Below are 20241 nucleotides of genomic sequence, written 5' to 3' on the forward strand. Positions count from 1 at the left end.
GGCGGGCGCGTGGGCCGCGGCGGACCGGTAAGGCGTGAAGCCAGTCGATACAGCTTACGAGTAAGGGGACCCTAATGCACCAGGAAAGTCACGGGAAATCCGGCCAGAATCGCACCCGTCACCCTGCTGTTCCCCGGCTGTCGGTACCAGGTGGCAGGATCGAGACATGCCAGACGCGCACGATGCCACTCCCTACGACGCCCTGCTCCTGCTCTCCTTCGGCGGCCCGGAGGGCCCGGACGACGTGGTCCCGTTCCTGGAGAACGTGACACGGGGGCGCGGCATCCCCAAGGAACGCCTCAAGGAAGTCGGCCGCCACTACTTCCTGTTCGGCGGGGTCAGCCCCATCAACGCCCAGAACCGCGCCCTGCTGGACGCCCTGCGCAAGGACTTCGCGGAACACGGCCTGGACCTGCCGGTCTACTGGGGCAACCGCAACTGGGCGCCGTACCTGACGGACACCCTCCGGGAGTTGACCGCCGACGGCCGGCGCCGCGTCCTGGTGCTCGCCACCAGCGCCTACGCCTCCTACTCGGGTTGCCGCCAGTACCGGGAGAACCTGGCCGACGCGCTGGCCGCCCTGGAGGCCGAGGGGCTCGAACCAGTCCGGGTCGACAAGCTCCGGCACTACTTCAACCACCCCGGCTTCGTCGAGCCCATGATCGACGGCGTGCTGGAATCCCTCGCCGGCCTCCCCGAGGACCTGCGCGACGGTGCCCACATCGCCTTCACCACCCACTCCATCCCGACCTCCGCGGCCGACGCCTCCGGCCCGGTCGAGGCGCACGGCGAGGGCGGCGCCTACGTCGCGGAGCACCTGGACGTGGCGCGGCTGATCGCCGACGCCGTCCGCGAGCGCACCGGCGTGGACCATCCGTGGCAACTGGTCTACCAGTCCCGCTCCGGCGCCCCGCACATCCCGTGGCTGGAGCCCGACATCTGCGACCACCTCCAGGAGCGGCACGCCGCCGGCGTACCTGCCGTCGTCATGGCCCCCATCGGCTTCGTCTCCGACCACATGGAGGTCCTGTACGACCTCGACACGGAGGCGAAGGACAAGGCCGACGAACTGGGCCTGCCGGTGCGCCGCTCGGCCACCGTGGGCGCCGACCCGCGGTTCGCCGCCGCGATCCGCGAGCTGGTCCTGGAACGGGCCGCCGCCCAGCGCGGACGGCCGGTCGAGCGGTGCGCCCTGGGCGCGCTCGGCGCGAGCCACGACCTCTGTCCGGTCGGCTGCTGCCCGGCCCGCACCCCGCGTCCGGCCGCCGCGGGCGCCGACAGCCCCCACGCCTGAGGAGCCCCGTGACCGACATCCCGTACCCGGACCTGCTGGCCCTCGCCAGGGAGGCCGCCCGCCGGGCCGGCGACCTGCTGCGCGACGGCCGTCCGGCCGATCTCGCCGTGGCCAGGACCAAGTCGAGCCCGATCGACGTCGTCACCGAGATGGACATAGCCGCCGAAAAGCTGATCACCGGGCTGATCGCCGACCGGCGCCCGGACGACGGATTCCTCGGCGAGGAGGGCGCCTCCAGTGCCGGCACGAGCGGCATCCGCTGGGTGATCGACCCGCTCGACGGCACGGTGAACTACCTGTACGGGCTGCCGACCTGGGCCGTGTCCATCGCGGCCGAGCAGGACGGGGAGGCCGTCGTCGGGGTGGTGGCCGCCCCGATGCGCGGCGAGACGTACCACGCGGTACGCGGCGGCGGTGCATGGGCGTCCGGAGCCTGGGAGGGCGAGCGCGCACTGGCCTGCCGTCCGGCGCCGCCGCTCGACCAGGCCCTGGTGTCCACGGGCTTCAACTACGTCTCCGACGTCCGCACCCACCAGGCCCAGGTCGCCGCGCGGCTGATCCCGCTGCTGCGCGACATCCGGCGTGGCGGCTCGGCCGCGGTCGACCTGTGCGACGTGGCCGCGGGCCGCCTGGACGGCTACTACGAACGCGGGCTGCACGCGTGGGACATGGCCGCGGGGGGCCTGATCGCCCGGGAGGCGGGCGCCCTGACCGGTGGACGCCCCGGAGAGCGCCCCTCCGGCGACCTGGCGGTGGCGGGCACCCCTGGCGTCTTCGAACCCCTCCAGCGCCTCCTGGAGGACTTCGGCGCCTGGCACGACTGACCGGCGCCCGGCGCCCGGCCCCCGGAGGGCCCGGCGCCGGACCCGGCGGCGGAACGGACCGGAGAACGCAGCGGGACCCCGGCGCTGGATTCGCCGGGGTCCCGCTGTTGCGCTACGGGCTGTCAGACGCTTGACGCGCCGACCTCCACACCGTGTTCGGCAGCGAGGCGGTGCAGGTCGTCGAGTTCGGCCTGCTCCACCTCGACGAGGAAGTCGTCGCCCTCGTCGAGAGCCCGCGACAGGTCGGTCTCGGTCGCCTTTATGCGCTGCAGAAGTCCCGTGGTGAAAGCGTCCATGCTGCGCCCCCTCGTCCTGGGTCGTGGGTCGGTGGCACGGGGTGTGCCGTTCGAGGGGCGATCACGTCTCCTGAGGTGCCCAGCGCTGCCCTGCTGGGCGGCGACGGTGCCGGACACCCGTGCCCGCTCTGCGGGAAGCGGATGAACATGCCGCATGGTGGTACGGCACACGCAGAGCGTGATCGCGGGGTGTAAACCGGTCCTCCCCCCGCTCCCTTCTGGAGAAACCTCAACCGAAAGAGAAAATTTCGCATTCCCGCACCGGCGCCCCGGTCCGTCCCGCTCCGTTCCCGTCTTACTGCCGACTTATGGCCGAAAAGGGCAGGATGGAGCCACACCCGGGAAAGCCCTTCCCGCACGCCCGCGGTTGGGCCGTGCGGGTGGACACAGGAAGGACAAGACGTGCGCGTACTCGTCGTCGAGGACGAGCAGCTACTCGCGGATGCGGTGGCCACCGGACTGCGCCGGGAGGCCATGGCGGTCGACGTCGTGTACGACGGCGCCGCCGCCCTGGAGCGCATCGGCGTCAACGACTACGACGTGGTCGTCCTCGACCGAGACCTCCCGCTCGTGCACGGCGACGACGTCTGCCGCAGGGTCGTCGAGCTGGGCATGCCCACGCGCGTGCTGATGCTCACCGCGTCGGGCGACGTCAGCGATCGGGTCGAGGGCCTGGAGATCGGCGCCGACGACTATCTGCCCAAGCCCTTCGCGTTCAGCGAGCTGATCGCACGCGTGCGTGCCCTCGGCCGGCGGACCAGTGTGCCGCTGCCGCCCGTCCTGGAGCGGGCCGGGATCAAGCTCGACCCGAACCGCCGCGAGGTCTTCCGCGACGGCAAGGAGGTCCAGCTCGCGCCGAAGGAGTTCGCCGTGCTGGAGGTGCTGATGCGCAGCGAGGGCGCCGTCGTCTCCGCGGAACAGCTGCTGGAGAAGGCATGGGACGAGAACACCGACCCGTTCACCAACGTCGTGCGGGTGACGGTCATGACCCTGCGCCGCAAACTGGGCGAGCCGCCCGTCATCGTGACCGTGCCCGGCTCCGGCTACCGGATCTGATGCACCGTGGCCACGACACCCGCGCCCCCGCAGGCGCCCCCGAAGCCGACCTGGGACCCGCGCAGACCCCAGCCGCCGTTCCCCTGGCTGCGCCCGACCATCCGGATACGGCTGACACTGCTGTACGGCGGCATGTTCCTGATCGCGGGCATCCTGCTGCTGTCGATCATCTACCTGGTGGCCGCGAACGCGCTCAACGTGGGCAGTGAGCTGCCGTTCAAGATCCTCTCCGGTTCGGTGAGCAGCAGCAGCTGCAACTTCCCGAGCGCGCCGTCCGCGGCCGAGCTGAACAGCGCGATGAACGACTGCGTCAACCAGCAGCGCCAGCACGCCCTCGACGACCTGCTCAGCCGCTCGCTGCTGGCCCTGCTGGGCCTCGCCGTGATCGCCTTCGCGTTCGGTTACGCGATGGCCGGCCGCGTGCTGTCCCCGCTCGGCCGGATCACCCGCACCGCGCGCGCGGTGGCGGGCTCGGACCTGTCCCGGCGGATCGAGCTGGACGGCCCGGACGACGAGCTGAAGGAGCTGGCGGACACCTTCGACGACATGCTGGAGCGCTTGCAGCGGGCCTTCACCGCCCAGCAGCGGTTCGTCGGGAACGCCTCGCACGAGCTGCGCACCCCGCTCGCGATCAACCGCACCCTGCTTGAGGTGCACTTGTCGGACCCGGGGGCGCCCGTGGAGCTGCAGCAGCTGGGCAAGACCCTGCTGGCCACCAACGAGCGCAGCGAGCAACTGGTCGAGGGACTGCTGCTGCTCGCCCGCAGCGACAACCAGATCGTCGAGCGGGGGCCCGTGGACCTCGCCGAGGTCGCCTCGCAGGCCATCGACCAGGTCCACGCGGAGGCGGAGGCCAAGGGCGTGCGGATCATGGGCGAGCGCGGCCCCGCGGTGGTCCAGGGCAACGGCGTACTGCTGGAGCGGATCGCCCTGAACCTGGTGCAGAACGCCGTGCGGTACAACGTGCCCGAGGACGGCTGGGTCGAGGTCACCACCGAGGTCCGGCACGGGCAGGCGGTACTGTCCGTCTCGAACACCGGCCCGGTGGTGCCGGCCTACGAGATCGACAACCTTTTCGAGCCCTTCAGGCGGCTCCGTACGGAGCGGACGGGCAGCGACAAGGGTGTGGGCCTCGGCCTGTCCATCGTGCGGTCCGTGACGCGCGCACACGGCGGTCACATCTCGGCACAGCCACGTGAGGGGGGCGGGCTCATGATGCGGGTCACCCTGCCGACGTGAGGTGAGGGCGCCGCGATCACCGGTCGCGGCGCAGAGGATCTTGCCGATGGCCGACACACGCGGGGATGTTCGCTTTGCGCTGAATTCTCGGGTGGGTCGACGGGCGTTCGCGTGTGTGATCAATCACAAGGGCGGATTTCCGGCCATCTACTCTCCGTGATCACAATTCTGGGCGGAAAGCCGGGAACATCCGGGTTTTCAAGGGTCTTGATCACGGGAAGTACACGGTGAGACGCCTTTGAGGTGCGGCATTCGGACCGTGTACGGTCCCCATCGCCATCCAAGCCGATCACTCTTGAGGAGTCCGGTTGGGTGTCGATTGAGTAACAGACCTTGATGTGAGGCAAAATCTCCGCCTCGGGTCGGGCACAAGTCCGGCCTCTCACGCGTTACGTGCGCTGGAGACACCGCAGACACCCAGAGGGGGAGAGCGACATGGCAACCGATTACGACACTCCACGCAAGACCGACGACGACGTCGACTCGGACAGCCTGGAAGAACTGAAAGCCCGGCGGAACGACAAGTCGACCTCCGCTGTGGACGTGGACGAGTTCGAGGCCGCAGAGGGCCTGGAACTGCCGGGCGCCGACCTCTCGAACGAGGAGCTGGCGGTCCGGGTACTGCCCAAGCAGCAGGACGAGTTCACGTGCATGAGCTGCTTCCTGGTACACCACCGCAGTCAGCTGGCCCGCGAGAAGAACGGTCAGCCGATCTGCCGCGACTGCGACTGAGGGCGGGTCGGCCGTGACTGGCTCGACCCCTCCTCGGAAGCGCCGCTTCCCGTTGCGGGGAGCGGACCACGGGCCGCGGGACGGCTCGCAGGGCGCGCGTGACGACGAGCGAGGCTCACCGGACAGGGGAGCCTCGCTTGAGTCCGTCACCGACCGGGGTGACCGCCCGGAGCCGTCCGAGCACCCCGCGTCCGTCGCACCGGCGGAGGATCTCCCTGCCCGGACGCGGCTCAGGGCGCGGGGGAGAGCCGTCGCCATCGGCGGCAAGGCCCGGGATCTGGCCCGGGAAGGGGCACGCAAGGGCGGGAGCCGCGCCAAGGCGGGGCTGGGGTACCTCGCGGACCGGATCATCGACATGGCCCCGCGGATCGCCGTACGTGACCTCGCGGCGCTGCGCAGGCAGTTCCCGGGCCTCGGGCCGGAGCAGATCGCGGACAAGCTCGTGGCGGGTGCCGCCCACGGGACCTCGACGGTCGGAGCCGGGGTGGGTGCGGCGGCGATGCTGCCGGTGCCGCCCGCGATGCCGACCGAGCTGGCCGCGGAGATCACCGGGGTCGCGGCGATCGAACTGAAACTGGTCGCCGAGCTGCACGAGGTCTACGGGGTACGGCCACCGGGCAGCCTGATGGCCCGCAGCACCGCGTATCTGTCCTCCTGGTCGGGGGAGCGCGGGATCGACGTGATGAAGCCGTCGACGATCAACACGGCCCTCGGGGGCCAGATGAAGCGCGAACTGCGCCAGCAGATCATGAAGCGGATGGTGCGGAACCTGCCGAACCTGATGCCGTTCATGGTCGGCGCCGCCGTGGGGGCGGTCATGAACCGCCGCGACACCAAGAAACTGGCCGCTCGGATCCGCACCGACCTGCGCAAGGTCCAGGTCCCCTGGGACGAACTGGCCGAGTTGCCTGAGCTGGAGCCTCCCGCGAACCCGCTGAGACCGGGAGACGTCCCCGGGGAACTCGACCGCTGAGAGGCCGTCCCCGGGCCTTCCCGCCCTAGGCCGTCGCGCCGTCGCGGGCCGCGTCGATCGCCGCCGCCAGCTCCTGCGGGGTACGCGTCGACAGGTACAGGTACGGCGTCGGGTCGGCCGGGTCGCTGACCTCCACCCGCAGGGCCTGCGGGATGTAGGAGCGCAGCAGCAGGAAGGCGCGGGTGTCGGCCTTGTACGTGCGCCAGGCGCGGGCCTCCTCCGGGTCCAGGACCTCCCACTCGCCGAGCGCCGTCACCGGGATCTTCGCCTCGCCCGCGATCAGCTGACCGCCCACGACGCGGATCCGCGGCGAGCCGTACGAGCTGGCCATCACCGCGGTCACCGCCGTACCGCCGACCAGTCCGCCCAGCAGCGGCAGGGTGCCGAAGGGGAGCAGGACCAGGGCGCAGGCGACGCCGACCAGAAGGCTGATCAGCCACCAGGAACGGGGGGCGGTGAGGCGTTCTTCGTACGGGGTGGCGGGGTGCTCCATGAACCAAGCTTGGCACGCGCTGCGCAGGCCGCCCGAATCGGGGCACCCGCCGCAACCGAACGCCGGTGAGGGGTGTAGCCGCCAGGTGCTGCGGGGTAGTGCGGAGATGGGCCGGCGGGCGAAGGTGGTGGGGCGTGACAGGCCGGGTAAGGTCTGCGGCTGTGAGTGGTGGTTCCGCTGTGCTTCAGCCTCCCGTCGACGCCGTGAAACCGGTGCGGCATCCCGATGCGCCCGCGCCCGGTGAGGTGCTCGGCTCGCATTACGGACAGTGCTTCGGCTGCGGCCAGGAGCAGCCGCACGGGCTGGGCCTCGCGGTGCGGGCGGGTGAGGGCGTCACCCTGACCGCCGAGTTCACCGTGCGCCCCGCCCACCAGGGCGCCCCCGGCCTCGCGCACGGCGGGGTGCTGGCCACCGCGCTCGACGAGGCGCTGGGCTCGCTGAACTGGCTGTTGCGCAAGATCGCGGTGACCGGGCGGCTGGAGACCGACTTCGTGCGGCCGGTGCCGGTCGGCACGCGGCTCCACCTGACCGCCGAGGTGACCGCGGTCGCGGGGCGGAAGATCTACGGCTGTGCGGTCGGCCGCATCGAGGGGCCCGGCGGCCCCGTGGCGGTCCGGGCGGACGCCCTGTTCATCGAGGTCGCGGTCGACCACTTCGTCGACAACGGCCGCGAGGAGGAGATCCAGGCGGCCCTGAGCGACCCGGACCAGCTCCGGCGGTCCCGCGCCTTCGAGGTGAACCCGTGAGCGCCCCGGACAGCGCGTCCCCGGCGGGCCGTGCCCCGCTGGACGTACTGATCCGGCGCGTCGACCCGGACGTACCGCTTCCGGCGTACGCGCACCCCGGGGACGCGGGGGCCGATCTGCGCACCACACAGCGGTGCGAATTGGCACCCGGAGAACGGACCGTGCTGCCCACGGGCGTGTCGATCGCCCTCCCCGAGGGGTACGCGGCCTTCGTGCACCCTCGATCCGGTCTGGCCGCCCGCTGCGGTGTCGCGCTCGTGAATGCCCCGGGGACGGTTGATGCCGGGTACCGTGGGGAGATCAAGGTGATCGTGGTGAATCTCGACCCGCGCGAGTCCGTGCGGTTCGAGCGCTTCGACCGGATTGCCCAACTGGTCGTCCAGCAGGTCGAGAGGGTCCGCTTCCAGGAGGTCGCGGAGCTTCCCGGCTCGGCGCGGGCCGAGGGGGGCTTCGGTTCCACCGGGGGCCACGCCACGGTGGGCGGCGAAAGCGGCAGAAGTGGCCAGGTCGCCGAGGGCGGCCGGGCGGGTGGGAATCGATACGCTTCGGTCGTATCCGACCGGGAAGGACAGTGACGTGTTCGGACGTCGCAAGAAGAAGGGTGCCGCCGAGGACGCGGCCGGCGAGACCGAGCAGGTCGTCGACAGCGTCGGCACCGAGGCGGACGAGGAAGCAGTGGGCGAGCCCGGGCAGCGGGTGCGGCTCGAACCGGAGCCCCGCCCCGACGGGCCGTGGGACGACTCCGAGGTGCGCGACCCGGCCGAGGGCCGGGTGGATCTGGGTGGTCTGTTCGTGCCGGGCGTCGACGGCATGGAGCTGCGCGTCGAGGTCGCGGGCGACGCGATCGTCGCGGCGACCGTCGTGCTGCGCGACAGCGCGGTCCAGTTGCAGGCGTTCGCCGCGCCCAAGCGCGAGGGCATCTGGGGCGAGGTCCGCGAGGAGATCGGGTCCGGCATCACCCAGCAGGGTGGCATCGTCGACGAGGTCGAGGGCCCGCTGGGCTGGGAGCTGCGCGCCCAGGTGCCGGTGCAACTGCCCGACGGGACCAGCGGCTTCCAGGTCGTGCGGTTCATCGGCGTGGACGGCCCGCGCTGGTTCCTGCGTGGTGTGATCTCGGGCCAGGGCGCGGTGCAGCCGCAGGCGGCCGGGCTGCTGGAGCAGATCTTCCGGGACACGGTCGTGGTTCGCGGCGAGGGCCCGATGGCGCCTCGCGACCCGATCGTCCTGAAGCTGCCGAACGACGCCCAGATGGTTCCGGAGGGCGTCCAGCAGGAGGAGTCCTCGCGCTTCTCCGGCGGCATGGGCCAGTTGCAGCGCGGACCTGAGATCACCGAGGTCCGGTAACAGACAGTCGAGAACGATGAGGGCCGTACCCCTGGCCAGGGGTACGGCCCTCATCGTGTTCACATCCATGGCCGTTGATTCCGTTCCGACGCATGGACAGCCGATCTCTTGTGCGGGCCCTTGACGGGAATTTGGTCCGTACCTATGGTCTCCGGCCAACGCCTCTGTTCATAAAGGCGCTCCGAGTTCATATACGAGAACGGAGTTGCTGTGCGTCGTACCCCCCTCCTCGCGGTGGTGGCCGCCCTCGTGCTGGGCGTCTTCGCGGCCCCCGCCGCACAGCGCGCCGACGCTGCCCCCACCGCCTTCGTCCACCCCGGAGTCACCGTCTCCCAGGGGCAGCTGGAGTTCGCCCGCACCAAGGTGCAGGCCGGAGCCCAGCCCTGGAAGGGTGCCTATGACCAGATGATGGCGAGCAAGTACGCCGACCTGAACCGCACGCCCAAACCCCGCGCCACCGTCGAATGCGGTTCGTACTCCAACCCCAACTACGGCTGCACCGACGAGCGCGAGGACGCGATAGCGGCCTACACCGACGCCCTCGCCTGGTACATCACCAAGGACGCCCGGTACGCCCAGAAGGCCATCCAGCTGATGGACGCCTGGTCGGCCACGATCACCAGCCACACCAACAGCAACGCGCCGCTGCAGACCGGCTGGGCCGGCTCGTCCTGGCCCAAGGCCGCCGAGATCATCAAGTACACGTACAGCGGCGGCTGGGCGAACTCCGGCCGTTTCGCGACCATGCTGCGCAACGTCTACCTCCCCGTCGTCATCAAGGGCTCCAACTCCAACGGCAACTGGGAGCTGTCGATGATGGAGGCCGCCGTCGGCATCTCCGTCTTCCTGGAGGACAAGGCGTCCTACGACACGGCCATGGCGAAGTTCCGCACCCGCACGGCCGCCTACGTCTACCTGTCCACCGACGGTGACCTGCCGAAGACCGTGCCCAGCCAGAACCTGGACACCCGGGACAAGATCGTCTCGTACTGGCAGGGCCAGTCCACCTTCGCCACCGGGCTCACCCAGGAGACCTGCCGGGACTTCACCCACACCGGATACGGCATCTCGGCGATCTCGCACGTCGCCGAGACCAGCCGGATCCAGGGGCAGGACCTGTACGGCACCGACGTCGGCGAGCGGCTGCGGCAGGCCCTCGGCTTCCAGTCGAAGTACCAGCTCGGGACGGCCGCGCCCAGCTGGCTGTGCGGCGGCTCCCTCAACCTCGGTCTCGGGCCGGTCACCGAGGTCGGCTACAACGCCCTGCACAACCGCCTCGGCATCGCCATGACCAACACCCAGACACTGACCCAGAACAACCGGCCGGCCGGCACCAACGCCCTCTTCGTCGCCTGGGAGACCCTGACCCACGGCGACAACCCGAACTGACGGATCCGCACCGATCAGCTCCGAGGTCGGAGCATAGGCCAGAACAGACCAGAACAGACCAGAATTGACCGCAATAGATCAGAACAAAGCAGAACGGAACAGGGCAGAATCGAACGGACCTGATCCGAACCCTTGGACGGCCGGGCGTCGGGCGGCGATACTGGCGCCCGGTCGACGGGGGGAATCGGTTGTGACGGGGGAAGCGGCATGAACGCTCAGGTCATCACGGAGACGATGGTGCGCGTCGAGGACGTGCACCGCTCCTACGGGCACGGAGCCGCCGCCGTGCACGCCCTGCGCGGCGTCTCCTTCGAGATCCCGCGTGGCGAACTCGTCGCCCTCAAAGGGCGCTCGGGATCCGGCAAGACCACCCTGCTGAACCTGGTCGGCGGGCTCGACGTACCGGACCGCGGCCGGATCACCGTCGACGGCCGCGACCTCGCCGGACTGGGCGAGAACGGCCTGCTGGAGCTGCGGCGGGACCGGATCGGCTTCGTCTTCCAGTCCTTCGGGCTCATCCCGATCCTGACCGCGGCGGAGAACGTGGGCGTGCCGATGCGGCTGCGCCGGGCCGACCCGCGCGAACGCGAGGAACGCGTCGAACTGCTGCTCTCCCTGGTGGGCCTCGCCGAGCACGCGGCCCAGCGCCCCGGCGAGCTGTCCGGCGGCCAGCAGCAGCGCGTCGCCATCGCCCGCGCCCTCGCCAACCGTCCCGCGCTGCTCGTCGCCGACGAGCCGACCGGCCAGCTGGACGCCGAGACCGGCCACGCCGTGATGGAACTGCTGCGCGCCGTCGTGCACAGCGAGCAGGTCACCGCGCTCGTCGCCACGCACGACACCACCCTGCTGGACCTGGCCGACCGGGTGCTGGAGCTGAGCGACGGGGAGATCGCCGAACGCTGACGCACGGGCCGGCGGCCGGCGGGTGGGCTCGCCGCGCCACCGCGGCCCGACGCCCGCCGTATCGCGCCCGGTACCCTCTGACCTGCGCCGACCGGCGGTGACGGACGACGGCGGGCGTGGCTTGGGTCGGCTCATCAGGGTTGCGTCAAAGTTGCCCGTCACCCCACCACCTGCCCCTTTTGTCGCCATTGCGGGCCGTAAGGTCGACGCTGCGTTGGCAGCAGTGACGGGAAGACAATGGGGCCATGGCACGCGGAAAGCTGCGGATCTATCTCGGTGCGGCACCGGGCGTGGGCAAGACCTACGCGATGCTGTCGGAGGCACACCGGCGCATGGAGCGGGGCACCGACTGCGTGGTCGCGTTCGTGGAGCACCACGAGCGGCCGCGCACCGAGGTGATGCTGCACGGCCTGGAGCAGCTGCCCCGCAAGGAGCTGGAGTACCGGGGCAGCAGCTTCACCGAGATGGACGTGGACGCGGTCCTGGCCCGCAGCCCCCAGGTCGCCCTGGTGGACGAACTCGCCCACACCAACATCCCGGGCTCGCGCAACACCAAGCGCTGGCAGGACGTGGAGGAAATGCTCGCCGCCGGGATCGACGTGATCTCGACGGTCAACATCCAGCACCTGGAGTCGCTGGGCGACGTCGTCGAGTCGATCACCGGTGTGCGGCAGCAGGAGACCGTCCCGGACGAGGTGGTCCGTCGCGCCGACCAGATAGAGCTTGTCGACATGTCGCCGCAGGCCCTGCGCCGCCGCATGGCGCACGGCAACATCTACCAGCCCGACAAGGTGGACGCGGCCCTGTCGAACTACTTCCGGCCGGGCAACCTGACCGCCCTGCGGGAGCTGGCGCTGCTGTGGGTGGCCGACCGGGTCGACGAATACCTCCAGCAGTACCGCAGCGAACACCGGGTGTCGAAGATCTGGGGCTCGCGGGAGCGGATCGTGGTCGGCCTGACCGGCGGCCCCGAGGGACGGACGCTGATCCGCCGGGCGGCCCGGCTCGCCGAGAAGGGCGCGGGCGGCGAGGTGCTGGCCGTCTACATCGCCCGCAGCGACGGCCTGTCCGCGGCCTCGCCCAAGGAGCTGGCCGTCCAGCGCGCCCTCGTCGAGGACCTGGGCGGCACCTTCCACCACGTCGTGGGCGACGACATACCCGCCGCGCTGCTGGACTTCGCCCGCGGTGTCAACGCCACCCAGATCGTCCTCGGCTCCTCGCGCCGCAAGACCTGGCAGTACGTCTTCGGGCCCGGCGTCGGCGCCACCGTCGCCCGTGAGTCCGGCCCGGACCTCGACGTGCACATCGTCACCCACGGGCAGGTCGCCAAGGGCCGCGGGCTGCCCGTGGCCCGGGGCGCCCGGCTCGGCCGGAGCCGGATCATCTCCGGCTGGCTGGTCGGGCTGCTGGGCCCGGTGGCCATGGCGCTGCTGCTGAACGCCGTGGACCTCGGCCTCGCCAACGACATGCTGCTGTTCCTGTCGCTGACGGTGGCGGCGGCCCTGCTCGGCGGACTGCTGCCGGCCCTGGCCTCCGCGGCCTTCGGATCGCTGCTGCTGAACTACTTCTACACACCCCCGCTGCACCGCCTGACCATCGCCGACCCGCACAACATCGTCGCCATCGTGATCTTCGTCGGGGTAGCGGTGTCCGTGGCCTCGGTGGTGGACCTCGCCGCCCGGCGCACCCACCAGGCGGCCCGGCTGCGTGCCGAGTCGGAGATCCTGTCGTTCCTCGCCGGCAACGTGCTGCGCGGCGAGACCAGCCTGGAGGAGCTGCTGGAGCGGGTCCGGGAGACCTTCGGCATGGAGTCGGCCGCCCTGCTGGAGCGGGCGAGCGACGTCGAACCGTGGACCTGCGCCGGCCGGACCGGCTTCGGCCCGGAGCTGGAGCGCCCCGAGGACGCCGACGTCGACATGCCGGTCGGGGACCACATGGCGCTCGCGCTGACCGGCCGCGTGCTGCCCGCCGAGGACCGCCGGGTGCTGGCGGCCTTCGCCGCGCAGGCCGCCGTCGTCCTGGACCGCCGGCGTCTGCGGGAGGAGGCGCTGCAGGCCCGCGCACTGGCCGAGGGCAACCGGATCCGCACCGCGCTGCTCGCCGCCGTGAGCCACGACCTGCGCACCCCGCTGGCCGGCATCAAGGCCGCGGTGACCTCGCTCAGGTCCCACGACGTCGACTGGTCCGAGGAGGACCGGGCGGCGCTGCTGGAGGGCATCGAGGAGGGCGCCGACCGCCTCGACCACCTGGTCGGCAACCTGCTCGACATGTCCCGGCTGCAGACCGGCACGGTCACCGCGATCATCCGCGAGGTCGACCTCGACGAGGTGGTGCCGATGGCGCTGGTCGGCGTGGACGAGGCCGGCGTGGAACTGGACGTCCGGGAGACCCTGCCGATGGTTTCCGTCGATCCCGGTCTGCTCGAACGGTCGGTGGCCAACCTGGTGGAGAACGCCGTCAAGTACAGTCCGCCCGGCCGCCGTGTCATGATCTCCGCGAGCGCGATCGCCGACCGGGTGGAGGTCAGGGTCGTGGACCGCGGGCCGGGCGTCCCGGACGAGGCCAAGGAGCGCATATTCGCGCCCTTCCAGCGCTATGGCGACGCCCCGCGCGGCGCCGGGGTGGGTCTCGGCCTCGCGGTCGCCCGTGGCTTCGTCGAGGCGATGGGCGGCACACTGACCGCCGAGGACACCCCCGGCGGCGGCCTCACCATGGTCCTCAGCCTCCGGGCGGCAGGATCGCGTCCCGAGCCCCTCCCCGCCGGAGAGGGCGTAGCAGAACCCGAACCCGAAAGGGAGGCCTCATGACCCGGGTGCTCGTGATCGACGACGAGCCGCAGATCGTGCGCGCCCTCGTGATCAACCTCAGGGCCCGCAAGTACGAGGTCGACGCGGCCCCCGACGGCAGGACCGCCCTCGAACTCGCCGCCTCCCGCCACCCCGACGTGGTGGTCCTCGACCTCGGCCTGCCGGACATGGACGGCGTCGAGGTGATCAGGGGCCTGCGCGGCTGGACCCGGGTGCCGATCCTGGTCCTGTCGGCCCGGCACTCCTCCGACGAGAAGGTCGAGGCGCTCGACGCGGGCGCCGACGACTACGTCACCAAGCCGTTCGGCATGGACGAACTGCTGGCCAGGCTGCGCGCCGCCGTGCGCCGGGCCGAGCCGGTCGGCCCCGGCGAGGACGACGTGACCACGGTGGAGACCGAGGGGTTCACCGTCGACCTCGCGGCGAAGAAGGTCAACCGGGGCGGCAAGGACGTCCGGCTGACCCCCACGGAGTGGCACCTGCTGGAGGTGCTGGTCCGCAACACCGGACGGCTGGTCAGCCAGAAGCAGCTGCTGCAGGAGGTGTGGGGACCCTCGTACGGGACCGAGACCAACTACCTGCGGGTGTACATGGCGCAGCTGCGCAGGAAGCTGGAGGCCGACCCCTCGCACCCGAAGCACTTCATCACCGAGCCGGGGATGGGGTACCGGTTCGAGCGGTAGCCCCCCGGGAGGGATTCCCGGCGGGCGCCGACGGGTGTGATCGGTCCCTCCCCAGGCCCCCGGACGTACCGGTACGTCGCCGTCGGCGGGCGCCGGTACGCTTCTTTTATGAGTGCTGTTCCGCATTCCGAGAAGCCGGTCGGCCGGTTCCGGCGCATGCTCGACCGGCTCTCCTCCTCGCAGGAGGACCTGGAGTCCGAGGAGCTGCGGGAGGACGCCGAGACGGCCGGCTGCATACGCATCGGCGACTGCCAGGACCGGCAGATCGTCACGGTAACTGGTACCTTGCGCACGGTTACGCTGCGCCCGCGCGCCGGGGTCCCGGCGCTGGAGGCCGAGCTGTTCGACGGCTCTGCCGCGCTGGACGTCGTGTGGCTCGGCAGGCGTTCCATCGTGGGTATAGAACCGGGACGCAAGCTGATCGCATCGGGCCGGATCTCGATGAGCCGGGGCCGCCGGGTGCTGTTCAACCCGAAGTACGAACTGAGACCCCTTGGACGGGAGTAGCCGGTGACGTCACTCGACAAGCCGACCGAAGACGCCACTCAGCAGGACGACGCGCGGACGGTGACCGAGGCCGCGCTGTTCGAAGCGTTCGGCGGTGTCCGGGGCATGGTCGAAACGGTCCTGCCCGGGCTCCTCTTCGTCACCATCTACACGATCAACAAGGATCTGCACTGGTCCGCCATCGCGGCCCTGGCCGTGTCGCTGGCCCTGGTCGCGGTTCGGCTGGTGCGGAGGGACACCGTCAAGCACGCCTTCAGCGGCGTCTTCGGCGTGGCCTTCGGCGTCCTGTTCGCCATGTTCACGGGCAACGCCAAGGACTTCTACCTCCCGGGCATGCTCTACACCCTGGGTCTGGCCCTGGCGTACATCATCACGACCCTCGCCGGTGTTCCCCTGATGGGCCTGATCCTCGGCCCGGTCTTCAAGGAGAACCTGTCCTGGCGCCATCGCAACCCCGGCCGCAAGAAGGCGTACGCCAAGGCCAGTTGGGCCTGGGGACTGATCCTGCTCGCGAAGTGCGTGATCCTCTTCCCGCTGTACTGGTGGGCCGACACCGCACAGCTCGGCTGGGTCCTGGTGGCGCTGAAGATCCCGCCGTTCCTGCTCGCGGTCTGGCTCACCTGGGTCTTCCTCGCGAAGGCGCCCGCGCCGATCGACGTGTTCGCCGAGATGGAGGCCGCGGAGAAGGCCGAGGAGGAGCGGAAGGCGGCGCAGGCCGGTCAGGCCGCGGAGTCCGACGAGTCGACCGCGGGACGACACCGCCGGGAGGCGTGACGACATCTTCGACACGGAGGGGGCGCCCCGGATCACCGGGCGCCCCCTCCGTCGTGTCACTCTCCGTCGTGTCACTCGATCCGCTCAGCCCTGGCGGGCCGGAGCGAGTCCGGACTCGGCGGCGGCGGCCGTCCGGCCCGGGCATCCGCGTCCGTGCGGGCTCGGTGCGACCACTCTCGTCCTGACTTCGACCTTGACCTGGCCTGGACCCGGAACCTGACCCAGCCCCGGCGCCGGCCCCGGACTCAGGCGCCCTCGCGACGCACCGAGAGCAGATCCTCCAACTGCTCCTCGCGGGCCTGCGCCGCCACGAACAGCAGCTCGTCGCCCGCTTCCAGGGAGTCCTCCTTGGAGGGGGCCAGGACGCGGTTGCCGCGGATGATGGTCACCAGCGAGGTGTCCTCCGGCCACTCCACGTCGCCGACCTGGGTCCCGGCCAGGGCGGACTCCTCCGGCAGGGTCAGTTCGACCAGGTTCGCGTCGCCGTGGCTGAACCGGAGCAGCCGGACCAGGTCGCCGACGCTGACCGCCTCCTCGACCAGCGCGGACATCAGGCGCGGCGTGGACACCGCCACGTCGACCCCCCATGCCTCGTTGAACAGCCATTCGTTCTTCGGGTTGTTCACCCGGGCCACAACGCGCGGAACGCCGTACTCCGTCTTCGCCAGCAGGGACACGACCAGGTTGACCTTGTCGTCGCCCGTCGCGGCGATCACCACGTTGCAGCGCTGCAGCGCGGCCTCGTCCAGGGACGTGATCTCACAGGCGTCGGCCAGCAGCCACTCCGCCTGCGGGACGCGTTCGACCGAGATCGCGGTCGGCGCCTTGTCGATGAGCAGGACCTCGTGGCCGTTCTCCAGCAGCTCGCCCGCGATCGAGCGGCCGACCGCGCCGGCACCGGCAATGGCGACTCTCATCAGTGACCGACCTCCTCTTCGGGACCTTCGGTGAACGCCGCCTCGACCTTGCCCAGGTCGTCGGTCCGCATCATCACGTGGACGAGATCGCCCTCCTGCAGCACCGTCTGGGAGGTGGGCAGGACCGCCTCGCCGAGCCGGGTGAGGAACGCCACGCGGACCCCGGTCTCGTCCTGCAGCTTGCTGATCTTGTGGCCGACCCAGGCCGGGGAGGTGTGCACCTCCGCGAGCTGGACGCCACCGGTGGGGTCACGCCACAGCGGCTCGGCCCCCGAGGGGAGCAGCCGGCGCAGCATCTGGTCGGCCGTCCAGCGGACCGTGGCCACCGTGGGGATGCCCAGCCGCTGGTAGACCTCGGCGCGACGGGGATCGTAGATGCGGGCCGCGACGTTCTCCACGCCGAACATCTCGCGGGCCACCCGCGCCGAGATGATGTTCGAGTTGTCGCCGCTGGACACCGCGGCGAAGGCGCCCGCGTCCTCGATGCCGGCCTCGCGGAGGGTGTCCTGGTCGAAGCCGATCCCGGTGACCCGGCGGCCGCCGAATCCCGGGCCCAGCCGGCGGAAGGCGGTGGGGTCCTGGTCGATCACGGCGACCGTGTGCCCCTGTTGCTCCAGGGTCTGGGCGAGAGCGGAACCCACTCTCCCGCAGCCCATGATGACGATGTGCACGACCGTCCTTCCGATGTCCATAAACTGACAGCTCAGCCCCATCAGGGTCTCAGACCGGTGTTCAAGCTACACACGCACTCTCCGGGCTCGGCACCCCCGTGCAGCTCCGCCCGTGGTCAGCGGCGCGTGATGCTGCGCACGCTGAGCAGCGTCAGCAGTCCGAGGCCGACGAACGAGGCGACGGCGCCGATCAGCTCTGCGGTCGCGGGCATGAAACCTCCGGAGGCTGCGACGGGCGGGTCTGCCATCTAGGCACGGCGGGCGCTCCATGCCCGGAATCCCCAGTTCTATCCGACTCGGAGTTCACTCGTGAGGCAGATCTGGGACGGCAGGTGGGCGGCTGCCAGTTCGAAGCCTTACGATGCTCTGTCGTGTCCAAACTGACCGACGTGCCCAAACGGATCCTGATCGGGCGCGCACTGCGCAGCGACCGGCTGGGGGAAACGCTCCTGCCGAAGCGCGTCGCGCTCCCCGTCTTCGCCTCCGACCCGCTGTCCTCCGTCGCGTACGCACCGGGGGAGGTGCTGCTGGTCCTGTCCATCGCGGGCGTGTCGGCGTACCGTTTCAGCCCCTGGATCGCGGTCGCGGTCGTCGTGCTGATGTTCACGGTGGTCGCCTCCTACCGGCAGAACGTGCACGCCTACCCGAGCGGCGGCGGCGACTACGAGGTCGCCACCACCAACCTCGGCTCCAAAGCCGGCCTCACGGTCGCCAGCGCACTGCTCGTCGACTACGTCCTGACCGTCGCCGTATCCATCTCCTCCGGCATCGAGAACCTCGGCTCCGCGATCCCCTTCGTGGTCGAGCACAAGGTGCTGTGCGCGGTCGCCGTGATCGTGCTGCTGACGCTGATGAACCTGCGCGGCGTGAAGGAGTCCGGCACGCTGTTCGCGATCCCGACCTACGTCTTCGTCGCGGGCGTCTTCATCATGATCGTGTGGGGCGCGTTCCGGGGCCTGGTCCTCGGGGACACCATGCGCGCGCCCACCGCCGGCTACGAGATCAAGGCCGAGCACGGGGGCCTCGCGGGCTTCGCCCTCGTCTTCCTGCTGCTGCGCGCCTTCTCGTCCGGCTGCGCCGCGCTCACCGGCGTCGAAGCGATCTCCAACGGCGTCCCTGCCTTCCGCAAACCCAAGTCCAAGAACGCGGCGACCACGCTGGCCATGATGGGCCTGCTCGCCGTGACCATGTTCTGCGGGATCATCGCCCTCGCCATGACCACCAGGGTCCGGATGGCCGAGAACCCGGCCACCGACCTGCTCCACAACGGCCTGGCGCTCGGTTCCGGCTATGTCCAGAACCCCGTGATCTCACAGGTCGCCGAGGCGGTGTTCGGCAAGGGCAGCTTCCTGTTCGTCGTCCTGGCCGCGGCCACCGCGCTGGTGCTGTTCCTGGCCGCCAACACGGCCTACAACGGCTTCCCGCTGCTCGGCTCGATACTGGCCCAGGACCGCTACCTGCCCCGCCAGTTGCACACCCGCGGCGACCGCTTGGCCTTCTCCAACGGCATCGTGCTGCTCGCGGGCGCCGCCGCCCTGCTGGTCTTCCTCTACGGCGCCGACTCGACCCGGCTTATCCAGCTGTACATCGTCGGTGTGTTCGTGTCCTTCACGCTCAGTCAGACCGGCATGGTCCGGCACTGGAACCGGCACCTCGCGGCGGAGCGGGACCCGGCCCGGCGCAGCCGCATGATCCGCTCCCGGGCGATCAACACGTTCGGCGCCTTCTTCACCGGCCTGGTGCTGGTCGTCGTCCTCGTCACCAAGTTCACCCACGGCGCCTGGGTCGCCCTCCTCGGCATGGTGATCTTCTACGCGACCATGACGGCGATCCGTAAGCACTACGACAGCGTGGCCGAGGAGATCGCGGCACCCGAGGGGCCGAGCGACGAGAGCGTACGGCCCTCCCGGGTCCACTCGATCGTCCTGGTCTCCAAGATCCACCGCCCCACGCTGCGCGCCCTGGCCTATGCCCGGCTGATGCGCTCGGACACCCTGGAGGCGCTCACCGTCAACGTCGACGCGACGGAGACGAAAGCGCTGCGCGAGGAGTGGGAACGGCGCGGCATAGAGGTACCGCTGAAGGTGCTCGACTCGCCCTACCGGGAGATCACCCGGCCGATCATCGAGTACGTCAAGAACCTCCGCAAGGAGTCGCCGCGCGACGCGGTCTCGGTGATCATCCCCGAATACGTGGTCGGCCGCTGGTACGAGGCCCTGCTGCACAACCAGAGCGCCCTGCGCCTCAAGGGCCGGCTGCTGTTCACGTCCGGTGTCATGGTGACCTCGGTCCCCTACCAGCTCCAGTCCTCCGAGGTGGCCAGGAACCGGGCCCGCAGGCGGCAGGAGTGGACCGCGCCCGGCGCGGTGCGCCGCGGCCCGGCGGAGCAGCGGCCGAAGGACCCCGGCGCCGCCGAACCGAGCCGGGGCGAGCCCGCCGGGAAACTGACCGGGAGGGAGCCCGGCGCCGGGAACTGACGGGTGCGGTGCCGGGGGCGGCCGTGACGGTGCCGGGTGCCGGGTGGATCGTACGGGCGGGCCGGCCGTCGGGCCGATCGTGCGGCGCAGCCGGTGCCGGGCGGCCCGTCCCCGCA

20 protein-coding genes are annotated in these 20241 nt (G+C 70.8%); 16 read left to right on the top strand and 4 right to left on the bottom strand.

Annotated features, from left to right (window positions below):
* Positions 1-166 precede the first annotated feature (166 nt).
* Positions 167-1294 (top strand): ferrochelatase, encoded by a 1128-nt coding sequence (locus ACFYPJ_RS15340; protein WP_389016092.1) that lies wholly within the window; start codon positions 167-169, stop codon positions 1292-1294.
* An 8-nt stretch (positions 1295-1302) separates the two neighbouring features.
* Entirely contained in the window at positions 1303-2118 is an 816-nt protein-coding gene (locus tag ACFYPJ_RS15345) for an inositol monophosphatase family protein (RefSeq protein ID WP_389016095.1), read from the top strand.
* 122 nt (positions 2119-2240) lie between these two features.
* Here the strand turns inward: ACFYPJ_RS15345 and ACFYPJ_RS15350 are convergent, their stop codons facing one another.
* A complete protein-coding gene (locus ACFYPJ_RS15350) occupies positions 2241-2414 on the bottom strand; it encodes a hypothetical protein (protein ID WP_389016098.1) in 174 nt (57 codons plus the stop codon).
* A 402-nt stretch (positions 2415-2816) separates the two neighbouring features.
* On the opposite strand from ACFYPJ_RS15350, the gene ACFYPJ_RS15355 reads away from it, so the two are divergent.
* The 4 genes from ACFYPJ_RS15355 (at position 2817) to ACFYPJ_RS15370 (ending at position 6414) form a co-directional block, all read left to right on the top strand.
* The gene (locus ACFYPJ_RS15355; protein ID WP_094216398.1) at positions 2817-3470 is read left to right on the top strand and encodes a response regulator transcription factor; all 654 of its coding nucleotides are present in this window, start codon (positions 2817-2819) and stop codon (positions 3468-3470) included.
* 6 nt (positions 3471-3476) lie between these two features.
* Complete coding sequence (locus ACFYPJ_RS15360) at positions 3477-4709, top strand: sensor histidine kinase (protein ID WP_389016101.1); 1233 nt, start codon at positions 3477-3479, stop codon at positions 4707-4709.
* A 435-nt stretch (positions 4710-5144) separates the two neighbouring features.
* Positions 5145-5441: a DUF4193 domain-containing protein gene (locus tag ACFYPJ_RS15365; protein WP_005481602.1), complete on the top strand. Its 297-nt coding sequence runs from the start codon at positions 5145-5147 to the stop codon at positions 5439-5441.
* Positions 5442-5454: 13 nt separating this feature from the next.
* Complete coding sequence (locus tag ACFYPJ_RS15370) at positions 5455-6414, top strand: hypothetical protein (protein ID WP_389016104.1); 960 nt, start codon at positions 5455-5457, stop codon at positions 6412-6414.
* Positions 6415-6439: 25 nt separating this feature from the next.
* Here the strand turns inward: ACFYPJ_RS15370 and ACFYPJ_RS15375 are convergent, their stop codons facing one another.
* Entirely contained in the window at positions 6440-6907 is a 468-nt protein-coding gene (locus ACFYPJ_RS15375; protein WP_389016106.1) for a DUF3093 domain-containing protein, read from the bottom strand.
* Positions 6908-7068: 161 nt separating this feature from the next.
* Between ACFYPJ_RS15375 and ACFYPJ_RS15380 the strand changes: the two genes are divergently transcribed.
* The 9 genes from ACFYPJ_RS15380 to ACFYPJ_RS15420 all read left to right on the top strand — a co-directional run bounded on the left by ACFYPJ_RS15380 (position 7069) and on the right by ACFYPJ_RS15420 (position 16060).
* On the top strand, positions 7069-7653 hold the full coding sequence (locus tag ACFYPJ_RS15380) for a PaaI family thioesterase (protein ID WP_389016109.1): 585 nt from the start codon (positions 7069-7071) through the stop codon (positions 7651-7653).
* Positions 7650-8228: a dUTP diphosphatase gene (gene dut, locus ACFYPJ_RS15385; protein WP_389016112.1), complete on the top strand. Its 579-nt coding sequence runs from the start codon at positions 7650-7652 to the stop codon at positions 8226-8228. The genes ACFYPJ_RS15380 and dut overlap by 4 nt, the downstream gene beginning before the upstream one ends.
* 1 nt (position 8229) lies before the next feature.
* Positions 8230-8997: a DUF3710 domain-containing protein gene (locus ACFYPJ_RS15390; protein ID WP_389016115.1), complete on the top strand. Its 768-nt coding sequence runs from the start codon at positions 8230-8232 to the stop codon at positions 8995-8997.
* Between the two features lie 210 nt (positions 8998-9207).
* A complete protein-coding gene (locus tag ACFYPJ_RS15395) occupies positions 9208-10386 on the top strand; it encodes an alginate lyase family protein (RefSeq protein WP_389016118.1) in 1179 nt (392 codons plus the stop codon).
* Positions 10387-10593: 207 nt separating this feature from the next.
* Positions 10594-11289, top strand: coding sequence for an ABC transporter ATP-binding protein (locus ACFYPJ_RS15400; protein WP_389016121.1), 696 nt, complete (start codon positions 10594-10596; stop codon positions 11287-11289).
* A 245-nt stretch (positions 11290-11534) separates the two neighbouring features.
* Entirely contained in the window at positions 11535-14096 is a 2562-nt protein-coding gene (locus tag ACFYPJ_RS15405; RefSeq protein WP_389016123.1) for an ATP-binding protein, read from the top strand.
* Positions 14093-14779, top strand: coding sequence for a response regulator (locus ACFYPJ_RS15410; protein WP_389016126.1), 687 nt, complete (start codon positions 14093-14095; stop codon positions 14777-14779). The genes ACFYPJ_RS15405 and ACFYPJ_RS15410 overlap by 4 nt, the downstream gene beginning before the upstream one ends.
* A 108-nt stretch (positions 14780-14887) precedes the next feature.
* Positions 14888-15286 carry an OB-fold nucleic acid binding domain-containing protein gene (locus ACFYPJ_RS15415; protein ID WP_389016128.1) on the top strand — a complete coding sequence of 133 codons (399 nt, stop codon included), beginning with the start codon at positions 14888-14890 and terminating at the stop codon, positions 15284-15286.
* Between the two features lie 3 nt (positions 15287-15289).
* A complete protein-coding gene (locus ACFYPJ_RS15420; protein WP_389016131.1) occupies positions 15290-16060 on the top strand; it encodes a DUF3159 domain-containing protein in 771 nt (256 codons plus the stop codon).
* A 245-nt stretch (positions 16061-16305) separates the two neighbouring features.
* On the opposite strand, the gene ACFYPJ_RS15425 is transcribed toward ACFYPJ_RS15420, so the two are convergent.
* Both ACFYPJ_RS15425 and ACFYPJ_RS15430 read right to left on the bottom strand, forming a co-directional pair.
* Positions 16306-16977, bottom strand: a complete 672-nt coding sequence (locus ACFYPJ_RS15425) for a potassium channel family protein (RefSeq protein WP_389016133.1) — start codon at positions 16975-16977, stop codon at positions 16306-16308.
* Positions 16977-17648 carry a potassium channel family protein gene (locus ACFYPJ_RS15430; protein ID WP_389016759.1) on the bottom strand — a complete coding sequence of 224 codons (672 nt, stop codon included), beginning with the start codon at positions 17646-17648 and terminating at the stop codon, positions 16977-16979. Before ACFYPJ_RS15430 ends, ACFYPJ_RS15425 begins: the two co-directional genes overlap by 1 nt.
* Positions 17649-18019: 371 nt before the next feature.
* Between ACFYPJ_RS15430 and ACFYPJ_RS15435 the strand changes: the two genes are divergently transcribed.
* On the top strand, positions 18020-20125 hold the full coding sequence (locus ACFYPJ_RS15435) for an APC family permease (RefSeq protein WP_389016135.1): 2106 nt from the start codon (positions 18020-18022) through the stop codon (positions 20123-20125).
* The last annotated feature ends 116 nt before the right edge of the window (positions 20126-20241 follow it).

It is taken from the genome of Streptomyces sp. NPDC006012, assembly GCF_042871185.1.
In the GTDB taxonomy this organism is placed as follows: domain Bacteria; phylum Actinomycetota; class Actinomycetes; order Streptomycetales; family Streptomycetaceae; genus Streptomyces.